Here is a 17,035-nt window from a genome sequence, read left to right as displayed (position 1 = left end):
CAAGAATGCACATTTTGTGATGATACATACAAAAAGGATACTGTGATGTCGCGACCGCGCGCCAAGCTTACCGGCAATTTTCCGGGCTGCCCGGTGGAGTCTGCCTTGAGTTTTCTCGACGGCAAATGGAAAGGCGTGATCCTCTATCACCTCATCAACGAGGGCACCCTGCGCTTCAACGAGTTGCGCCGCCACATCCCAAGCGTCACCCAGCGCATGCTCACCAAGCAGTTGCGGGAACTGGAAGAGGCGGGCCTGATTTCGCGCACCGTCTTCCCGGTGGTGCCGCCGCGCGTGGACTATGCGCTGACGCCACTTGGCGAAACCATGAAGCCTGTGATCTCGGCGCTGAAAAGCTGGGGCGACGCCCATGTTGTGTGCAAGAACGGCGCGAAATACACCCTTCATCCTGAGCCTGCGGAGAAAGCAGCCTGAAAAATAACGGGTAAAACCAAGCCCTCCCGCACTTCTTTTTCATGGTGCGATGCAACACGGATTTGCCCGGTTTGATGCATAATGCTGCGAATTCGATTCGCAGCAGGGACATCAAATCACATGAGCATCGGTTGGTTGGAGGCCGGATTTCTCGGCCTTTTGCAAGGACTTACGGAATTTCTTCCGGTTTCTTCAAGCGCGCATCTGAGGATAGCCGGGGAGTTTCTGCCCTCCGGTGCGGATCCGGGCGCCGCCTTCACGGCGATTACGCAGATCGGCACGGAAGCGGCGGTGCTGGTCTATTTCTGGTCCGATATCATGCGGATCGCCGCCGCCTGGCTCCGGCAGAACCTTCGCCTCGGACCCTATGACAAGTCCGATGCGCGGCTTGGCTGGCTGATCATCGTCGGCTCGGTGCCGATCGTGCTGCTCGGCCTGTTCTTCAAGGATGCCATCGAGCATTCGCTGCGCAATCTCTATATCACCGCCGTAATGCTGATTGTCTTCGGCATCATTCTCGGCGTCGCCGACAGGATCGGCAAGAAGCGCTACAAGCTGAACCAGCTAATCTGGCGTGATGGCATCCTGTTCGGTTTCGCGCAGGCCATGGCGCTCATCCCCGGCGTCTCGCGCTCGGGCGGCACCATCAGCGCCGGCCTGCTCTTAGGCTACACGCGCGAGGCGGCCGCACGATATTCCTTCCTGCTCGCCGTTCCCGCCGTGTTCGGTTCCGGTTTCTACCAGCTGTTCAAAAGCATCGGCGAGGAGAACCCTGTAGGCTGGGGCCAGACGGGGCTTGCAACCCTGATCGCCTTCGTCGTCGGTTACGCCGTGATCGTTGTCTTCCTCAAGCTGGTCTCCACCAAGAGCTACATGCCCTTCGTCTGGTACCGGGTGGTCATCGGCGTCATTCTTTTGGGACTTCTCGGAACGGGCGTTATCAGCGCCGGCGGTTGAGGGGTGCTTGCCCTGTCAAAAACTCTGCAAATGAAAAGGCCCGCTCTTTCGAGCGGGCCTTTTGTGTTTCAGAGCAGCGTGCCGCTGAGGATCACCAGCGCCACCGAGAAGTAGATGACGAGGCCGCTGACATCCACCAGCGTGGCGACGAACGGCGCAGATGCGCTGGCTGGATCCAGCCGCAGACGCTGCAGCAGGAATGGCAGCATGGAGCCGGCCAGCGAGCCGAAGGTGACGATGCCGACGAGTGCGGCAAAGACGGTGGCGCCCACCAGCAGCCAGTGGTCGCCATAATCATAAAAGCCTGCCTGCTGCCAGATGGTCAGACGCAGGAAGCCGATGGCGCCGAGAATGCAGCCGAGCGTCAGGCCCGTCGGGATTTCCCGCAGCAGCACCCGCCACCAGTCCGAAAGCTTCAGTTCGCCGAGCGCCAGCGCCCGGATGATGAGCGAGGTGGCCTGCGAACCGGAGTTGCCGCCTGATGACATGATAAGCGGAATGAACAGCGTCAGCACGACGGCTTTTTCCAGCTCGCCTTCAAAATGCTGCATGGCGCTTGCCGTCAGCATTTCACCCAGGAACAGGGCAGCCAGCCAGCCTGCGCGCTTGCGGATCATGTCCGGAAAACCCATTGCCATATAGGGCTTGCCGAGTGCTTCCATACCACCGAACTTGTGGGCGTCTTCCGTGGTGTCGGCGATCATGGTGTCGATCACGTCGTCGACCGTGACGATGCCGAGAATGTGCGAATGATCGTCAACGACGGGAAGCGCCAGAAGGTCGTGTTTGCGGATGAGCCGGGCAACATCCTCCTGCGACATCAAGGGGCTGGCACAGACGATGCCTTCCTTCGATGCGACGGAGAGAATGGAGGCGCCGGCCTCGCCGGTCAGAAGGCGACGCAGCGTCACGACGGTGGACAGCGTTCCGTCCTGCGCCAGCACATAGATGGCATAGACCGTTTCACGCGACCGCTCGACGACGCGGATGTGCGAAAGGGTCTGTTCCACCGTCCAGTTATCCGGCACGCTGACGAATTCCGTGGTCATGATCGAGCCGGCGGTGCGCGGCGGATAACCCATCAGATGTTTGATGGAGAGCGCGGTCGTGCGATCCAGCCGGGAAAACAGCTTTGCGCGCGGCTCTTCGTCCATTTCCGCCATGACGTCGGCAACGCGGTCGTCAGACATCAGGTTGACGAAGCGGGCGGCCTGGTCAAGCGGAATACCGGCAATGATGGCGGCTGCGTCATGCAGTTCCGGCCGGTCGAGAATGGCGACGGCCTTTGCCTGCGGCATGGCGAGCAGGGCGGCGACTGCCTCATGCGTATCGAGTGTGTTGAGGTGCTCGACGCGTTCTGCAATGGTGGTGGAACCGGCATTTCCGCTGCGGAGAAGACGTGCGGCCTTGCTGGCTCTCTGGGAGAGGGTGTGGAAGTTCATGATTGCTCACCTTTCCGTCGATTCGCCGATTACGACGAACGCGGTGGTGAGCCGACAGGTGCCGGATCAGTTCCCGTTCGCCGCTTTCGGCAAAGGCAATCGACTACTACTGTCGCTAGACATCAAATGATGCTCCGTTAAAATCCGCGCTGTGCCGGGTCACGGCCTGCGCGTAACGCCGTGTTGCGCCCGAAACCAAAAAGAGTCAAGCGAGCCGATCGTGAAATTTCCGTAAGGTTTATTGCAGGTGCCTGAACGGGTGTTCCGGCCGCTGAAAAACCGGCTTTCAGCCGGCTTTTGCGCGCCGTTCGACGGTGACGGACACAAGGAAAACGCCAAGCCCGAGAAGCGAAAGAACAGCGCCCACATAACCGGTGGAGGCATATCCATAGCCCATGGCGATGACCATGCCGCCAAGCCATGCGCCGAGCGCGTTGGCGATGTTGAAGGCGGAGTGGTTGGAGGCAGCCGCAAGCGTCTGCGCATCCGCTGCCACATCCATCAGCCGCGTCTGCACGGCGGGGCAGGCGGCAAAACCGCAGCCGATCAGGAAGACGCAGAGACACATCATGAACGGGTCATGCGCCGTCATGCCGAACACGGCCATGACCACCACGTTAAAGGCGAGCATGCCGCCGATCGTGCCGTTGAGCGAGATATCGGCCAGCCGCGAGCCGACCACATTGCCGACATTCATGCCGATGCCGAAGAGGGCGAGCACCATGGAGACGGTGGAAACCGGCATCATCGCGACATCGGTGCTGGTCTTGGCGATATAGCTGAAAACCGAGAACATGCCGCCGAAACCGACCGACGCGATGGCGAGCGTCAGCCACACCTGCACGCGGCGGAAAGCCCCGAGTTCACGCCAAACGCTGGCACCTTCCTCTACCCGGTCGCGCGGCTGGAACAGCCACAGCAGCGCGACTGTCAACAGCCCGATGCCGCCGACCAGCATGAAGGCCGCGCGCCAGGAAAGCATCTGCCCGAAGAAAGTGGCAAGCGGCGTTCCAAGCAGCGTGGCGATGGTGAGGCCAAGCATGACGCGGCCAACGGCGCGGGCACGTTTGTGGATTGGCGCCATGGAGGCGGCCACCAGCGCTGCAACGCCGAAATAGGCGCCGTGCGGCAGGCCGGTGATGAAGCGCAGCACGGTGAAGCTCAGGAAATCAGGTGCGACTGCGCTTAAGATATTGCCTAGTGCGAAAAGTCCCATGAGGCCGAGAAGCAGGGTGCGCCGCGTCATGCGCGCAGCCAGCACCGCGATGATGGGCGCGCCGATGACGACACCCAGCGCATAGGCCGTGATGACGTAACCTGCCTGGGGCACCGTGACGCCATAGGTCGTTGCGACGTCAGGCAGCAGGCCCATGATGGCGAATTCGCCGGTGCCGATGCCGAAACCGCCGGCGGCAAGCGCCAGTTCGATGAGTGCGACGGCAAACGGCGTCAGTGCCACGGCAGGCCTTGCCGCAACAACGGTTTCACTCTCCGCCTCCAGGCGGGCTTCCGACAAATTCGAATGGCTCATTGCGACCTGAAAAGGGGGAGGACCCCACAGAAAAAAGGGCAAGACCGTATGGGAACGGCCTGCCCTGACTGGAGATGCGCGGTCATGAAAATGACCTTAAGTGATATCTAACATGAAATGATGCATTGCGGTAGAGCGATTCTCGGCAAAAGAGCATCTTCACGCGATGGTGTTTGGAACCCTATATAACCCCAAGCATTTACGCGCGGCTGCCTCACAGGATCAGGTTGGAAATATGAAGCTCATTGCAATTTTCAATCGTGACGGCGGCACCTTCCGCACCACGGATATGGATGCCTACTGCGACCACGCCCGCGAGGTCTTTTCCCGCGCCGGCCACACAATCGACTGCCGCGTGGTCTCCGGCAAGGAAGTCGTCGAGGAGATGGAACGCGCCGCCGATGAGCCTGATATCGAAGGCATCATTGCCGGCGGTGGTGATGGAACGATTTCGGCCGCTGCCGGTATCGCCTGGAAACACGGCATCGCGCTCGGTATCGTACCGGCCGGCACCATGAACCTGTTCGCCCGCTCGCTGAAGCTGCCGCTCGATATCCGCCACGTCCTGGAGACACTGGCGAATGGCGAGATCGCCAATGTCGATATCGCCAGCGCCAACGGCCGTCTTTTCGTCCACCAGTTTTCCGCAGGCCTGCATTCGCGCATGGTGCGCTATCGCAACAATCTCGCCTTCGCCTCCCGCCTTGGCAAGATCAAGGCAAGCGTCCGCGCCGCCATCAGCGTCATTCTCAATCCGCCGGTCTTCGAGGTGGAATATACGGTTAATGGCAAAACGCAGCGCCGCAAGGTGTCAGCAATTTCCGTCTCCAACAATGAATTCGGGCAGAACTCGCTTCTGGTCGCGGATAATGTCTCGGGCGGCCATCTCGGCTTCTATCTCACCGATCCCCTGCGCCCCTCGGGCGTGGCAAGGCTCGCTTTCGACATCCTGCGCGGCAAGCTGAAGGAAAACGCTGCGGTAACGGCCACCACCGTCACGGGTGTGGAACTTCATTTCCCCAAGAAGCGCCATGACGTGCGCTGCGTCATCGATGGCGAATTGCTGCCGATGGAGCGCGACGTGGCACTTGAAGTCCATGCCGGCGAATTGAAGGTGCTGGTGGGGCGAGGGGTCTTGGCGTAGCGCACCACCTCCATAACGCTGGAATCGAACCTGCTTAAAGGCAGCGGCGCATTTCTTCTCCCCGGCGGGGAGTAGAAACAAGCGGCAAGGCCGAGTCATCGTCTCGATCCCCCAAAAAACGCCAGTCTTGCCAAATCGAAGCCGCCCGGCCATGTTCGGTTGGGTGCGGCTCCGGAAGGCGCCGTCGTCTTTGCGGGAGTGCGATCTGTCATGAATGAAGTCTCCAAGCCGGTGTCCAACCTTGCCGCTATCGATGCCGCCCATCACCTGCACCCCTTTTCCGATATGGGTAAGCTGAACGCGAGCGGCACCCGCATCATCGAGCGTGCGGAAGGCGTCTTCATCTATGACAGCACCGGCAAGAAGTATCTCGACGCCTTTGCCGGACTATGGTGCGTCAATATCGGTTACGGACGCCGCGAGATCGCCGATGTCGTGCAGCGCCAGATGAACGAACTGCCCTATTACAACGCCTTTTTCGGCACTACGACACCATCAGCCACACTTCTGGCTCAGAAGATCGCTTCCCGTGCCGGGCCGAAGATGAACCATGTGTTCTTCACCAATTCCGGTTCGGAAGCCACCGACACCTGGTTTCGCATGGCACGGGTCTACTGGAAGGCGCTCGGCCATCCAACGAAGACCAAGGTGATCGCTCGCCGCAACGGCTATCACGGCTCTACGGTCGCCGGCGCTTCGCTCGGCGGCATGAAGTGGATGCACGAGCAGGGCAATCTGCCGATCGAGGGTATCGCCCATATCGGCCAACCCTATTGGTATGCGGAAGGCGGCGATCTCTCACCCGCGGAATTCGGCCTGAAGGTGGCCCGCGAACTGGAAGCGAAGATAGACGAGCTCGGTGAAGAGAATGTCGCGGCTTTCGTGGCGGAACCCATTCAGGGCGCCGGTGGGGTCATTGTGCCACCGGAAACCTACTGGCCGGAAATCGCCCGCATCTGCAAGGCGCGCAACATTCTGCTGGTGTCCGACGAGGTGATCTGCGGTTTCGGCCGCCTCGGTTCCTGGTTCGGCTACCAGCATTTCGGCGTGGAGCCGGACCTCGCGCCCGTCGCCAAGGGCCTGTCATCCGGTTATCTGCCGATTGGCGGGGTCATTGTGTCTGACCGGGTGGCGGAGGTGATGTTGTCCGAGGTCGGTGATTTCAACCATGGCTTCACCTATTCCGGCCACCCCGTCTGCGCCGCTGCTGCTCTGGAAAATATTCGTATCATCGAGGATGAGGGGCTGGTGGAACGGGTGCGGGATGATATCGGCCCTTATTTTTCGCAAGGCTGGAAAAGCCTCACCGACCACGAGTTGGTGGGTGAGGCAGTGAATGTCGGCCTCATGGGTGGCCTGCAGCTTGCGGCCGACAAGGCGACCCGCAGGCGTTTTGCCAAGCCGGATGACATCGGCACCGCCGTGCGCAACCATTGCCTGGCAAACGGCCTCGTCATGCGTGCCACCGGCGACCGCATGCTGGCCTCACCGGCGCTGACGATCAGCCGCTCGGAGGTGGACCAGATCATCGAAACTCTGCGCAAGGGGCTCGATCACCTGCGCGATACACCAGAGCATTTCCAATAAAAGCGCGTAGTTGTTTTACGTGCGGGAAATGCGACAAAAAACTCTAAGGGAGAAATGAAATGGCAGGACAGGAACATCACTATGCCGTTCAGGTGAAGTGGACCGGCAATCGCGGCAAGGGTACCTCGGGCTACCGTGACTATGAACGCGACTACACGATTTCCACGTCCGGAAAAGCGGATATCGCCGGCTCTTCAGATCCCGCCTTTCGCGGCGATGCCTCCCGCTGGAACCCGGAAGACCTGCTGGTTGCCTCGCTCTCGGCCTGCCACAAGCTATGGTACCTGCATTTCTGCTCCGTCAACGGCATCATCGTTGAAGACTATGTCGACAATGCCGACGGCACGCTGGTTATGGAAAAGGATGGAGCGGGGCAATTCAGCGAGGTGGTGTTGAAACCGGTCATCACCATCTCGAAGGGTGATCTTGCGCGGGCTGATGAGCTGCACCACGATGCCCACGACAAATGCTTCATCGCCCGGTCGGTGAATTTTCCCGTGCGTGTGGAGGGGACGGTGAAGGTGGTTTGAGACGGATGTAGGTGCGTCCCCAGCGCGCGTAGCGGATTATTTTGCTCGGCCCAAATTCAACGTCACCCTCGGGCTTGACCCGAGGATCCATAGTCGATCGCTGGTGGATCCTCGGGTCAAGCCCGAGGGTGACGACGGAGAGGTTTCCAGCCTTTGCAGCGCCTCAAGGTGTCTGAGCAACATCACCACCTTGAGGACATGGATGCGCAAATTTACTGGAACGCCGTCTCGTAGAAGCTTCTGAGCTTGCGCGAATGCAGCGTTTCCGTTGGCATGGCGGCGAGTTTCTGCACGGCGCGGATGCCGATCTGCAGATGCTGGGCAACCTGCGTGCGGTAGAACTCCGTCGCCATGCCCGGCAGCTTCAATTCGCCGTGCAGCGGCTTGTCGGAGACGCAGAGGAGGGTGCCGTAGGGCACGCGGAACCGGAAGCCGTTGGCCGCGATGGTGGCCGATTCCATGTCGAGTGCGATGGCGCGCGATTGCGACAGGCGCTTGACCGGGCCCGCTTGGTCGCGAAGCTCCCAGTTGCGGTTGTCGATCGTGGCGACGGTGCCGGTGCGCATGATGCGCTTCAGCTCGAAGCCCTCGTAACCGGTGACTTCCGCAACCGCACCTTCCAGCGCCAGCTGCACTTCCGCCAGAGCCGGGATCGGCACCCAGACCGGCAGGTCGTCGTCCAGAACGTGGTCCTCACGCACATAGGCGTGTGCCAGCACATAATCGCCAAGGCGCTGGCTGTTGCGCAGGCCGGCGCAATGGCCAACCATCAGCCAGGCATGCGGGCGCAGCACGGCGATATGGTCGGTGATCGTCTTGGCGTTGGAAGGGCCGACACCGATATTGACCAGCGTAATGCCGGCATGGCCCTTTTTCTTCAAGTGATAGGCTGGCATCTGCGGCAGGCGGCCAAGCACCGCATCCGTATCCGGCCTGTCGGAACCGGCGGGGGTGATGATGTTGCCCGGCTCCACGAAGGCCGTGTAGCCTTCGCCACCATTCTTCATCAACTGCCGCGCCCATGCGGCGAATTCGTCGATATAGAACTGGTAGTTGGTGAACAGCACGAAGTTCTGGAAATGGCTGGCGCTCGTTGCCGTATAATGGCTGAGGCGGGCCAGCGAATAATCGATACGCTGTGCGGTGAACGGCGCAAGCGGCGCGGGTTCGCCGGGCACCTGATCATATTCGCCATTGGCGATGAGATCGTCGGTGTTGTTGAGATCGGGGGTGTCGAAAAGATCGCGCAACGGCACGTCGGACAGCGAGGATGCCGCCGCCGCCTCGACATAAGCGCCTTCGCCAAAGGCGAAATGCAGCGGAATGGGCGTGGCCGATTCGGCAACCGTCACCGGAACGCCGTGGTTCTTGATCAGAAGCCCCAGCTGCTCTTTCAGGTAGTGGCGGAAAAGCTCCGGCCTGGTGATCGTCGTCGTGTATACGCCGGGGGAGGTGACATGGCCATAGGAAAGGCGCGAATCGACATGACCGAAAGTGGATGTCTCGAGGCTGACCTGCGGATAACAGGCGCGGTAGCGGCCGGTAATCGGCGCACCCTTGGCAAGTTCGGTGAAGGAGTTGATGAGGAACGCCGTATTGCGTTCGTAAAGCGCGGTCAAAGCCTCGACAGCTTCTTTCGGGTCCGTGAACGTCTGCGGCGCGAAAGGCTCGGGGCTGATGAAGGAGAAGGGCGGAATCGTTCGTTTTGCTATTGTCATGGCCCATTATAGGAGGCCTATTTCGACAGGCAAGCGACAGAAATACGAAGAAACTGAAAAGAAACGGAAAAATGGCTGCGGCAAAGGGCGGGCGGTGAAATCTCAGCCGAGCGCGCCGCGTTGCAGGCTCATCAGCAGCACGAAACCGGCGCCCTTTGATGCCGGGCGGGGATCTGCCTTGTAAACTGCAAGCCCCGCCACCGGGCCTAGAAAGATCGATGCCATCAGCACCAGTCTCAGTGCGGAAAACAGGCCGTTGGAAAAGCTCGTCGTCATCGGCCGGTCCTCACAGCACGACGGGGCAATTGGCGGCCGGTGCCGGGCTGTGCTGGCAGGCAAGCGCCGCACCCGCATTCACCCGCTGAAAGCTGCGGTTGGGATTAACGACGAGCGAGGCGAAGGACATGGCGAAGATCGCCATGAGAAACGCGAAGATTGCCAGCCGGCTGATCAACTTTGTCATGTCCATTCCCCTTTATTGGAGTTCATGGACAGAGTTTTGCCACACTCGGACTGAACGCACCCTGAGACCCCGGTTCATATGGTGTTCAGGGAGATTAACGGGATACTTCCAGTGTGAATTAGGGCGGTGGCTGGCTTCAGCGGCCTCAAATTGCCTGCTTTTGCATCACGCCGGAGAGGCTACCGCACGGGCTGTAAGTTCGTTGACGAGGCCATCGAATGCTTGGGGATTGGCGATGTCGACGATCGGGACGTGATGGTGTCGCGCGGATGCCAGCATTTCGGTATTTTCGCGCAAGGACCGCTCAATGAAGGCGTCCACGATCCGGCGCTGGCCCGCCGTCGCATCTTTATATCCCGCATGCGCGCGCATTCTGTCGGAGAGAAAGTCATTCTGTGCGTGAAGAAAGACCCCGGCAACCGTTCTGCCCAGCAGGGGCGCTATAAATTCCGGCCGCAAGGCTGCGCCCTCGAAGACGACGATATTGCCGGTGCCTGTCTTGCTGTCGATCAGCCCGCGCACAAGCGGCCAGATATTCTGGTGATGCACCTTCAGAAACCAATGGATCGTTTCTGCCGACAGCTGCCTGTAATATTCCTCCACAGGCGCGGGTATGCCCGGCCATGGCCTCCCGGGGTGGCGTGCCAGGCTGTCGGTTGAAATTGCCTCGCAGTGGAGCTTTTCGCTTAACAGGCCGGCTAGGGTGCTTTTGCCGACATGGGACGTACCCGAAATCAGGATTATGGAAAGGGTGGCAGGCATGCGTCGCTCTTAAGAGTGTTCGTTCGGGCCGCGACAATACATCAACGGATATATGCGTTACACACGACGTCCGTCTGCGACGACGGACAGGCTGTTACAAGCCTGTCCGCCGCATCTTATCTCACAACCGCGTCCAGGTCTGGGATTTGCACAGGATTTTCAGCACGCAGCCCTTCATACTCAGCGAATTGCCGGAAACGGTGCCGGAGCCGCTATAGGTCTTGTCATTGGCGGGATCGGTAATATCGCCCGAATAGCTGTTTCCCTTGCCGGAAAGCTTGCCGATCTGTTTTCCCGCATGTTTGCCTGTCTTCAGCGTCACGCAGAAAGCTGCGCCGCAGGGGCCGATTACGGCTGTCTCGCCGCTCGCCGTCTTCCAGTTGCCTTCAATGGGCTCAGCAGCAAAAGCAAGGTTGCTGCCGATCAGTAGGCCTGCGGCAATCATCATTACACGCTTCATAAAAACTCCTCCGTCCATGTCGCGCTTTCTTTGCCCGTTTCGTCCTCCGCACGGGCATGCGGATAGTATTTGACGTTCACGTAAAAGGAAACAGAAAATTCCAGCTGCGAGACGGCATTTGCGTCGGTCAGGAGAGCGGGAGAGGGGCAATTCGAAAAACCGTTGTTTGGATCGTGGTGAATGAAGGGTTGAAATCCAATTCTAAAGTTTTCGTAAAATTCGCTCGAAAGTCCTTAATTTCCGCACCTCGTGATATTTAACAAAAACCCAATTTTACCAATCGTTTGCAGTTTGTTTGCGGCCCATTAATCATGCCTTTTAAGCGCCCGTTGAAAGCCTCATGACATATTGGGGTCATCAAAAGCGCAGGGAAAACCTGCCGGCCGGAAGAACAAAAAAGCCGCAAAAGACGGCAGTTCCAAAGGTTAGCCTCGACAAGAAGGCACTTGATGAAACAGGCGAGAAGACAGGGATTAAAACGATGGCACGCTTTGAAATTCGCGATATCGAAATGGCAGTTGCCGGTGGCGAAACCCGCGCCGACACCCTTTGCAATCTCGGCCTGGTCTATGCGACCGGCCGGGGATGCAAGGTGGATCTGGTCGCGGCCCACAAATGGCTCAACATCGCCGCGATCCGCGGATCGGAAAGAGCCGCTTCGCTCCGAGCAGATCTTGCTCGCAACATGACCAAGGCGGAACTGGCCGAAGCGTTGCGTGCCGCACGCGACTGGATGACGATGCACTGACGCACCTTATCCGCGACAGAATTTCCGGTCCGGTTCCCTCCAGTCCCGATGACCGGTACAAACGAAAGTAAACCCGAAGGGGAATGCGGCGAGGGCTTTGAAAAGGAGCTTTTGCGCTGACACATCAAACCGCGACCGGCAGGAACAAGGCCGGCGCGGTTTTCTTATGTCTGGCGATGTCGGTTGATGGAAAACGATTCGCGAACAGGGGTTTGTCAGAGGATGTTGAATCGATGCACGCAATGGTCGATCGCACCATATGCCGCCTGGCTCGCCACCCTCATCCCTTTGCCTGCCACGGGGATCCAGCCGGCACACGTCCGTGTGGCGAGAGATCCCTTTCAGCCCAAGGACTTGGGCCGGCTCGATTCCTCGTGACAAGAACAGGAATGAGGAGAAGGCAAGCGAAACCTCAACCCAGCGCCTTGATGACCTTCGGCAATGCCCGTTCAAAAAGATCAAGCTTGTCATCAGGTCCCACACTCACACGAATGCAGCGGTTGAGCGGCGCCACGCCCGGCATGCGGATGAACACGCCATGTTCCATCAAGCCGTCGACGATGGCGCGGGCGTAAGTGCCGTCGCGCTGGCAATCGATGGTGACGAAATTGGTTGCCGACGGCAGTGGCGAGAGGCCGTTACTGCGGGCAATCGCGGAAATGCGATCTCGAGCCACCGCAATTTTTCCAACGACGTCATGCAGATAGGCCTGATCCTTCAGCGCCGCCAATGCGCCGGCGACCGAAACGCGTGCCATGCCGAAATGATTGCGGATCTTGTCGAAGGCTTCGACATTGCCGAGCGTGCCGATGGCATAACCCACGCGGGCGCCGGCAAGCCCATAGGCTTTCGAGAAAGTCCGCATGCGCAGGATGTTCGGCTGGCCGATAAGGGCGTCGATGCTTGGCACGGCGCTGGCAGGTGCGGTCTCGCAATAGGCCTCGTCCAGAATGAGCAGGCAGGTTTCCGGCAGCGCACGGGCAAAGGCCACGACCTCGCTTGCCTCCCACCAGCTTCCCATCGGATTGTCGGGATTGGCGAAATAGACCAGCGGTGCATTTTCCCGGATGACGAGATCGAGAAGCCCGTCGAGGTTCTCGTGATCGTCGACGTATGGCGTGGTCACGAGTTTTCCGCCAAAGCCGTTCACATGGTAATTGAAGGTAGGATAACCGCCGAGCGAGGTGACCACCGGCGTTCCCGGCTCAACGATCAGCCTGGCGATCTCACCCAGCAAACCATCGACACCGCCGCCAATGGCGATATTGCCACGCGAAACGCCGTGGTGGATGGCGAGTGCTTCCTTCAGTTCGAAATTTTCCGGATCGCTATACATCCAGGTCTCGGCCGCAGCATCCCGCATGGCCATAAGCACGGATGGGGCAGGACCGAACCCGCTTTCATTGGCGCCTATCCGCGCTTCCACCTTCAGGCCGCGGCCCCGCTCGATGGCTTCCGGGCCGACGAAGGGAACGGTTGAAGGAAGAGAGACGGCTAGCGGCGTAAGACGTGAGAAAGCGGACATTGGCTGAGATTTCCAGTACCTGTTTGAAAACCCTGCACACAATAGGTGCAAAAAAACCGGACGCAAGTCGCGCCCGGTTGCCGGATGGCTGTTTTGGAACAGTTTTTTCCACCGTCGTGCCGTGAGAGAAAAACTCGGCCGCTAATCGGTCGATGCGGCTCAGACGCTGGTCTCGAAACTCAGCCTGCGCACATGGTGCAGGAATTCTGCGTCAATCAACATGTTGAATCCGATGGTGACCTTTTCCTCTTCCCTGCGGATCAGGTTGCAGCCGATCTCATCGCGAATGCCGAGAATTTCCAGATAGAAGTTGGTGGGCATCTCCAGATGCGGGCTGACCTCGATCTCTGCGCCATAAAGCGAGATGCTGCGCACCAAGCAGCGCATGGTATCCTTGGCGCTGAGGTGATGCCCGATGAAGGTGATCTTTCCGGGCCGGTCGATCTGAAACTTCTCGTATTGCTCGTCCTGCGGGACGCTTTGACGGTGATCAATATGTAAAGCCATGACAACCTCCCGGATTGCCTTTTCCTGATGCCGATTTTAACGCGGCTTCCTTGCCAGTGCGTGAAGGAAATCCGCGCAATTGTCTGTTCTGCGTCTCGACATGGGCCAGACCGCCTGTCGGAAGCCGATGTTTCCCTTGAGGAAATGCATCCGGCTCCTTCCGGTTGCAAGGGTGTCGCAGTCTGGGGTGATAATGTGTCATGCTTGCACCGGGCTGGTGGCGCTGTACGGTTGACGCGGGCCGTACTTGGCGTTACGCCTGATCCCGCAATATGGCTTCGCAGGGTGCGGCAAATCTGCCCATTGGCGATTGTTCTGGGAGTGGAATGTGGCGGGAAGGCTGGTAATCGTCGGGGCGGGGCAGGCCGCTTTCGCGCTGGCGGCAAAGCTCAGGGCGCTGAAGGATGAGCGCCCCATCACCATCATCGGCTCGGAGGATGCCTATCCTTATCAACGGCCGCCACTTTCGAAAAAATACCTTTTAGGCGAGATGAGCTTCGACCGGCTGATGTTTCGGCCTGAGGAGTGGTACGCGGAAAACAATGTCGATATCCGGCTCTCCACCTTCGTGGAGGAGATAGACCGCGCTGCCAAATCCGTTCGCATGCAGGATGGCAGCACGCTTTCCTACGACAAGCTGGTACTGGCGACCGGTGCTGCACCCCGCGAGCTGCCCGCCAGCATCGGTGGCGATCTCGAAGGTGTTCTGACCGTTCGCGACAAGCGCGATGCTGACCGGCTGTTTGAGGAAATGAAACCCGGCCGCAGGCTGCTGGTTATTGGCGGTGGTTATATCGGTCTGGAAGCGGCAGCCGTCGCCCGCAAGCTCGGTCTCGAGGTCACGCTGATCGAAATGGCCGACCGCATTCTCCAGCGCGTGGCGGCAAAGGAAACCGCCGATATCATGCGCGGCATCCATCAGGAGCACGGCGTCTCCATCCGCGAAAAGACCGGCCTCGTGCGGCTTGTCGGCATGGATGGCCGGGTGGCCGCTGCCGAGCTTTCCGATGGTTCGGTGCTTGACGTGGATTTCGTCATCGTCGGCATTGGCGTAACCCCGAACGATCGCCTTGCCCGCGAATCGGGCCTCGATGTCGGCAATGGCATCGTGGTGGATGAACACACCCGCAGCTCGGACAAGGATATCCACGCGGTGGGCGATTGCGCGTTGCTGCCGTGGCGGGGCCAGCTTGTGCGTCTCGAGTCAGTCCAGAACGCGGTTGATCAGGCCGAGGCCGCCGCTCATGTACTGGCAGGCGCTGAAGTCGCCTATGATGCCAAACCCTGGTTCTGGTCTGATCAATACGAGGTGAAGCTGCAGATCGCCGGCTTCAACCTCGGTTATGACGAGACGGTGCTGCGGCCCGGCGCGCGCGAAGGCAGCTGGTCGGTCTGGTATTTCCGCGACGGGCGATTCGTGGCGGTCGACGCCGTCAACGATGCCAAGGCCTATGTTTCCGGCAAAAAACTGCTCGATACCGGCGCTGAGCCGGATCGCGCCATCCTGGCGGACCCGTCCGCCGATCTGAAATTACTGCTTTCCTGAGGACATCATGCCCGCTCCCGAAAATCGTTTCAAAACAGCCATCCACGCTGGCAGGCCGCAAATCGGCCTCTGGCTCGATATGGGTGAGGCCATCACGGCGGAAATTGCCGGAACAGCGGGTTTCGACTGGCTGGTCATCGATGGTGAGCACGGCCCGAACGATCTTCGCAGCATCATCGACCAATTGCGCGCTCTCGCCACATCGCCCGCCGAACCGGTGGTGCGTGTGCCCGTTGGCGAAAGCTGGATGATCAAGCAGCTGCTGGACGCAGGCGCCCGCACGCTTCTGGTGCCCATGGTCGATTCGGCGGCGCAGGCTGAAGATTTGGTCAGTGCGATGCACTATCCGCCGCGCGGCATTCGCGGCATGGGGGCGGCGGTTGCCCGCGCCTCAGCCTTCAACACCATAACCGATTATGCCGACAGCGCGTCCGACAGCGTGTGCCTGCTGGTGCAGGCCGAAACGCGCGCCGCGATCAATGATCTCGACAATATTCTTGCGGTGGAAGGTGTGGACGGCATCTTCATCGGCCCGGCCGATCTTGCTGCGGATATGGGCTATCTCGGCAGGCTGGACGAGCCGGAAGTGCAGGCTGTAATAGAGGCAGCGATCGTCAAGATCGTCGCGGCCGGCAAAGCTGCCGGCATTCTCACCTTCAACGAGACCTTCAATCGCCGTTATCTGGAACTCGGCGCATCTTTCGTGGCTGTTGGCGCCGATGTCACGGAGTTTTCCAATACACTGCGTGCGCTCTCCAGCCGCTACAAGGGCGGCTCAGCGCCTGCGCCATCCAAATCCGGATATTGAGTCTTAGTCATCGTTGCTGGCGTTCAGCTTTTCCGGCGGAATGCCTTCTTCGCCGGAAGCGAGATAACCGTTATTGATGAGTGCCGCGCGGACGATGCGCTGGATAGCCTCATCCCTGTCAATGCCGTGATCTCTCGCGAAATCCGACAATGCTTCTTCAAGATCGCTGCTGAACACCATTTCCGCCCCCCGTTCGTCAATTCTCTGAAATAAATGCGAACAGGCAAGGCGGAACGTATCCCGCCTTGCCTGAATTCTAGCCTGTAGTGCGGCAATCAGCGCCAGCGATAAAGGCTGCTGTTCGAAGAACTCTGCTGAGTACCAGCGCCGACCGCATAACCGATCGCAAAGCCGAGTGCGCCGACGATCGTCAGCAGCGAGGTTGCAGTGCCGGGGTTTTCCTTGACTGCTTCCACAACGTTCTGGCCCTGGGCGCGCACATTGCTTGCCGCCTTGCGAACGCGGCCACGAGCCTCATCCAGAAATTCGGATGCATCTTCACCAACGCCTTCCGCACGAGCGGAAACGGACTTGGAGAGAGACGAAATCTGCGAACGCAACTCCGCAATCTGGTTTTCGATCGTATCTTCGACAACATTCAGTTTGGTCTGAGCCATTAGAACACCTCTTTTTGTTACCGAAGCCAGAACGTGCCGGAAGAGAAGAAGTTCCCCAATGGCCCGCAAAGTTTCGCTGGCGGGTGTTCGGCCAACAGGTTTTTCGGCTTCTTGGCGAAAAACCCTTGCATTCATTTTTTTAAAGCAATAATCAGGCCGCACCGGAGAGGTGGCCGAGTGGTCGAAGGCGCTCCCCTGCTAAGGGAGTATGATTTACCTCCGTAACCATTTTCAAACTACTGATTTCATTATTTA

The 17,035-nt window shown here is 59.3% G+C and carries 19 protein-coding genes; 8 read left to right on the top strand and 11 right to left on the bottom strand.

All coding sequences use genetic code 11. The annotated features are described in order from the left end of the window. Positions 1-45 precede the first annotated feature (45 nt). Both F617_RS0100105 and F617_RS0100100 read left to right on the top strand, forming a co-directional pair. On the top strand, positions 46-435 hold the full coding sequence (locus F617_RS0100105) for a helix-turn-helix domain-containing protein (RefSeq protein WP_013635769.1): 390 nt from the start codon (positions 46-48) through the stop codon (positions 433-435). A 120-nt stretch (positions 436-555) separates the two neighbouring features. Beyond that, positions 556-1,392, top strand: coding sequence for an undecaprenyl-diphosphate phosphatase (locus tag F617_RS0100100; RefSeq protein ID WP_003512187.1), 837 nt, complete (start codon positions 556-558; stop codon positions 1,390-1,392). A gap of 68 nt (positions 1,393-1,460) precedes the next feature. Here the strand turns inward: F617_RS0100100 and mgtE are convergent, their stop codons facing one another. Then, complete coding sequence (gene mgtE / locus F617_RS0100095; RefSeq protein ID WP_013635773.1) at positions 1,461-2,834, bottom strand: magnesium transporter; 1,374 nt, start codon at positions 2,832-2,834, stop codon at positions 1,461-1,463. Positions 2,835-3,120: 286 nt separating this feature from the next. Beyond that, entirely contained in the window at positions 3,121-4,365 is a 1,245-nt protein-coding gene (locus tag F617_RS0100085) for an MFS transporter (RefSeq protein WP_019564051.1), read from the bottom strand. A 235-nt stretch (positions 4,366-4,600) separates the two neighbouring features. Between F617_RS0100085 and F617_RS0100080 the strand changes: the two genes are divergently transcribed. From F617_RS0100080 to F617_RS0100070, 3 genes are all read left to right on the top strand, one after another. Beyond that, complete coding sequence (locus tag F617_RS0100080) at positions 4,601-5,509, top strand: diacylglycerol kinase family protein (RefSeq protein ID WP_013635775.1); 909 nt, start codon at positions 4,601-4,603, stop codon at positions 5,507-5,509. Positions 5,510-5,719: 210 nt separating this feature from the next. Continuing rightward, positions 5,720-7,096, top strand: a complete 1,377-nt coding sequence (locus F617_RS0100075; protein ID WP_019564050.1) for an aspartate aminotransferase family protein — start codon at positions 5,720-5,722, stop codon at positions 7,094-7,096. Positions 7,097-7,155: 59 nt separating this feature from the next. Then, positions 7,156-7,626, top strand: coding sequence for an OsmC family protein (locus tag F617_RS0100070; protein ID WP_019564049.1), 471 nt, complete (start codon positions 7,156-7,158; stop codon positions 7,624-7,626). A 212-nt stretch (positions 7,627-7,838) separates the two neighbouring features. On the opposite strand, the gene amn is transcribed toward F617_RS0100070, so the two are convergent. From amn to F617_RS0100045, 5 genes are all read right to left on the bottom strand, one after another. Continuing rightward, positions 7,839-9,344: an AMP nucleosidase gene (gene amn, locus F617_RS0100065; protein ID WP_003512205.1), complete on the bottom strand. Its 1,506-nt coding sequence runs from the start codon at positions 9,342-9,344 to the stop codon at positions 7,839-7,841. 102 nt (positions 9,345-9,446) lie between these two features. Then, positions 9,447-9,620 carry a hypothetical protein gene (locus F617_RS28600; RefSeq protein ID WP_003509979.1) on the bottom strand — a complete coding sequence of 58 codons (174 nt, stop codon included), beginning with the start codon at positions 9,618-9,620 and terminating at the stop codon, positions 9,447-9,449. Between the two features lie 10 nt (positions 9,621-9,630). Continuing rightward, positions 9,631-9,813 carry a hypothetical protein gene (locus tag F617_RS28595; protein WP_013635780.1) on the bottom strand — a complete coding sequence of 61 codons (183 nt, stop codon included), beginning with the start codon at positions 9,811-9,813 and terminating at the stop codon, positions 9,631-9,633. Between the two features lie 159 nt (positions 9,814-9,972). After that, positions 9,973-10,569, bottom strand: coding sequence for a hypothetical protein (locus F617_RS0100050; protein WP_019564048.1), 597 nt, complete (start codon positions 10,567-10,569; stop codon positions 9,973-9,975). Between the two features lie 121 nt (positions 10,570-10,690). Beyond that, on the bottom strand, positions 10,691-11,029 hold the full coding sequence (locus tag F617_RS0100045; protein ID WP_013635782.1) for a DUF2147 domain-containing protein: 339 nt from the start codon (positions 11,027-11,029) through the stop codon (positions 10,691-10,693). Between the two features lie 481 nt (positions 11,030-11,510). Between F617_RS0100045 and F617_RS0100040 the strand changes: the two genes are divergently transcribed. Then, entirely contained in the window at positions 11,511-11,777 is a 267-nt protein-coding gene (locus tag F617_RS0100040; RefSeq protein ID WP_003496982.1) for a sel1 repeat family protein, read from the top strand. A gap of 412 nt (positions 11,778-12,189) precedes the next feature. Here F617_RS0100040 and F617_RS0100030 read toward each other — a convergent pair whose 3' ends face one another. Both F617_RS0100030 and F617_RS0100025 read right to left on the bottom strand, forming a co-directional pair. After that, the gene (locus tag F617_RS0100030; protein ID WP_019564046.1) at positions 12,190-13,302 is read right to left on the bottom strand and encodes a pyridoxal phosphate-dependent aminotransferase; all 1,113 of its coding nucleotides are present in this window, start codon (positions 13,300-13,302) and stop codon (positions 12,190-12,192) included. A 159-nt stretch (positions 13,303-13,461) separates the two neighbouring features. Continuing rightward, a complete protein-coding gene (locus tag F617_RS0100025; protein WP_013635784.1) occupies positions 13,462-13,809 on the bottom strand; it encodes a hypothetical protein in 348 nt (115 codons plus the stop codon). Positions 13,810-14,137: 328 nt separating this feature from the next. Here F617_RS0100025 and F617_RS0100020 point away from each other — a divergent pair, with 328 nt between their 5' ends. Then, the gene (locus F617_RS0100020) at positions 14,138-15,355 is read left to right on the top strand and encodes an NAD(P)/FAD-dependent oxidoreductase (protein WP_026330594.1); all 1,218 of its coding nucleotides are present in this window, start codon (positions 14,138-14,140) and stop codon (positions 15,353-15,355) included. Between the two features lie 7 nt (positions 15,356-15,362). After that, entirely contained in the window at positions 15,363-16,163 is an 801-nt protein-coding gene (locus F617_RS0100015) for an aldolase/citrate lyase family protein (protein ID WP_019564044.1), read from the top strand. A gap of 3 nt (positions 16,164-16,166) precedes the next feature. Here F617_RS0100015 and F617_RS28590 read toward each other — a convergent pair whose 3' ends face one another. Together F617_RS28590 and F617_RS0100005 are read right to left on the bottom strand one after the other, a co-directional pair. Continuing rightward, positions 16,167-16,343 carry a hypothetical protein gene (locus F617_RS28590; protein WP_013635788.1) on the bottom strand — a complete coding sequence of 59 codons (177 nt, stop codon included), beginning with the start codon at positions 16,341-16,343 and terminating at the stop codon, positions 16,167-16,169. A gap of 95 nt (positions 16,344-16,438) precedes the next feature. Continuing rightward, a complete protein-coding gene (locus F617_RS0100005; RefSeq protein WP_003512218.1) occupies positions 16,439-16,780 on the bottom strand; it encodes a hypothetical protein in 342 nt (113 codons plus the stop codon). Positions 16,781-17,035 lie beyond the last annotated feature (255 nt).

Source organism: Agrobacterium sp. 10MFCol1.1 (assembly GCF_000381165.1).
Taxonomy (GTDB): Bacteria; Pseudomonadota; Alphaproteobacteria; order Rhizobiales; family Rhizobiaceae; genus Agrobacterium; species Agrobacterium tumefaciens.
The sequence above is the reverse complement of the archived record's forward strand: the minus strand, read 5'-3'. Positions and strand labels throughout refer to the sequence as shown.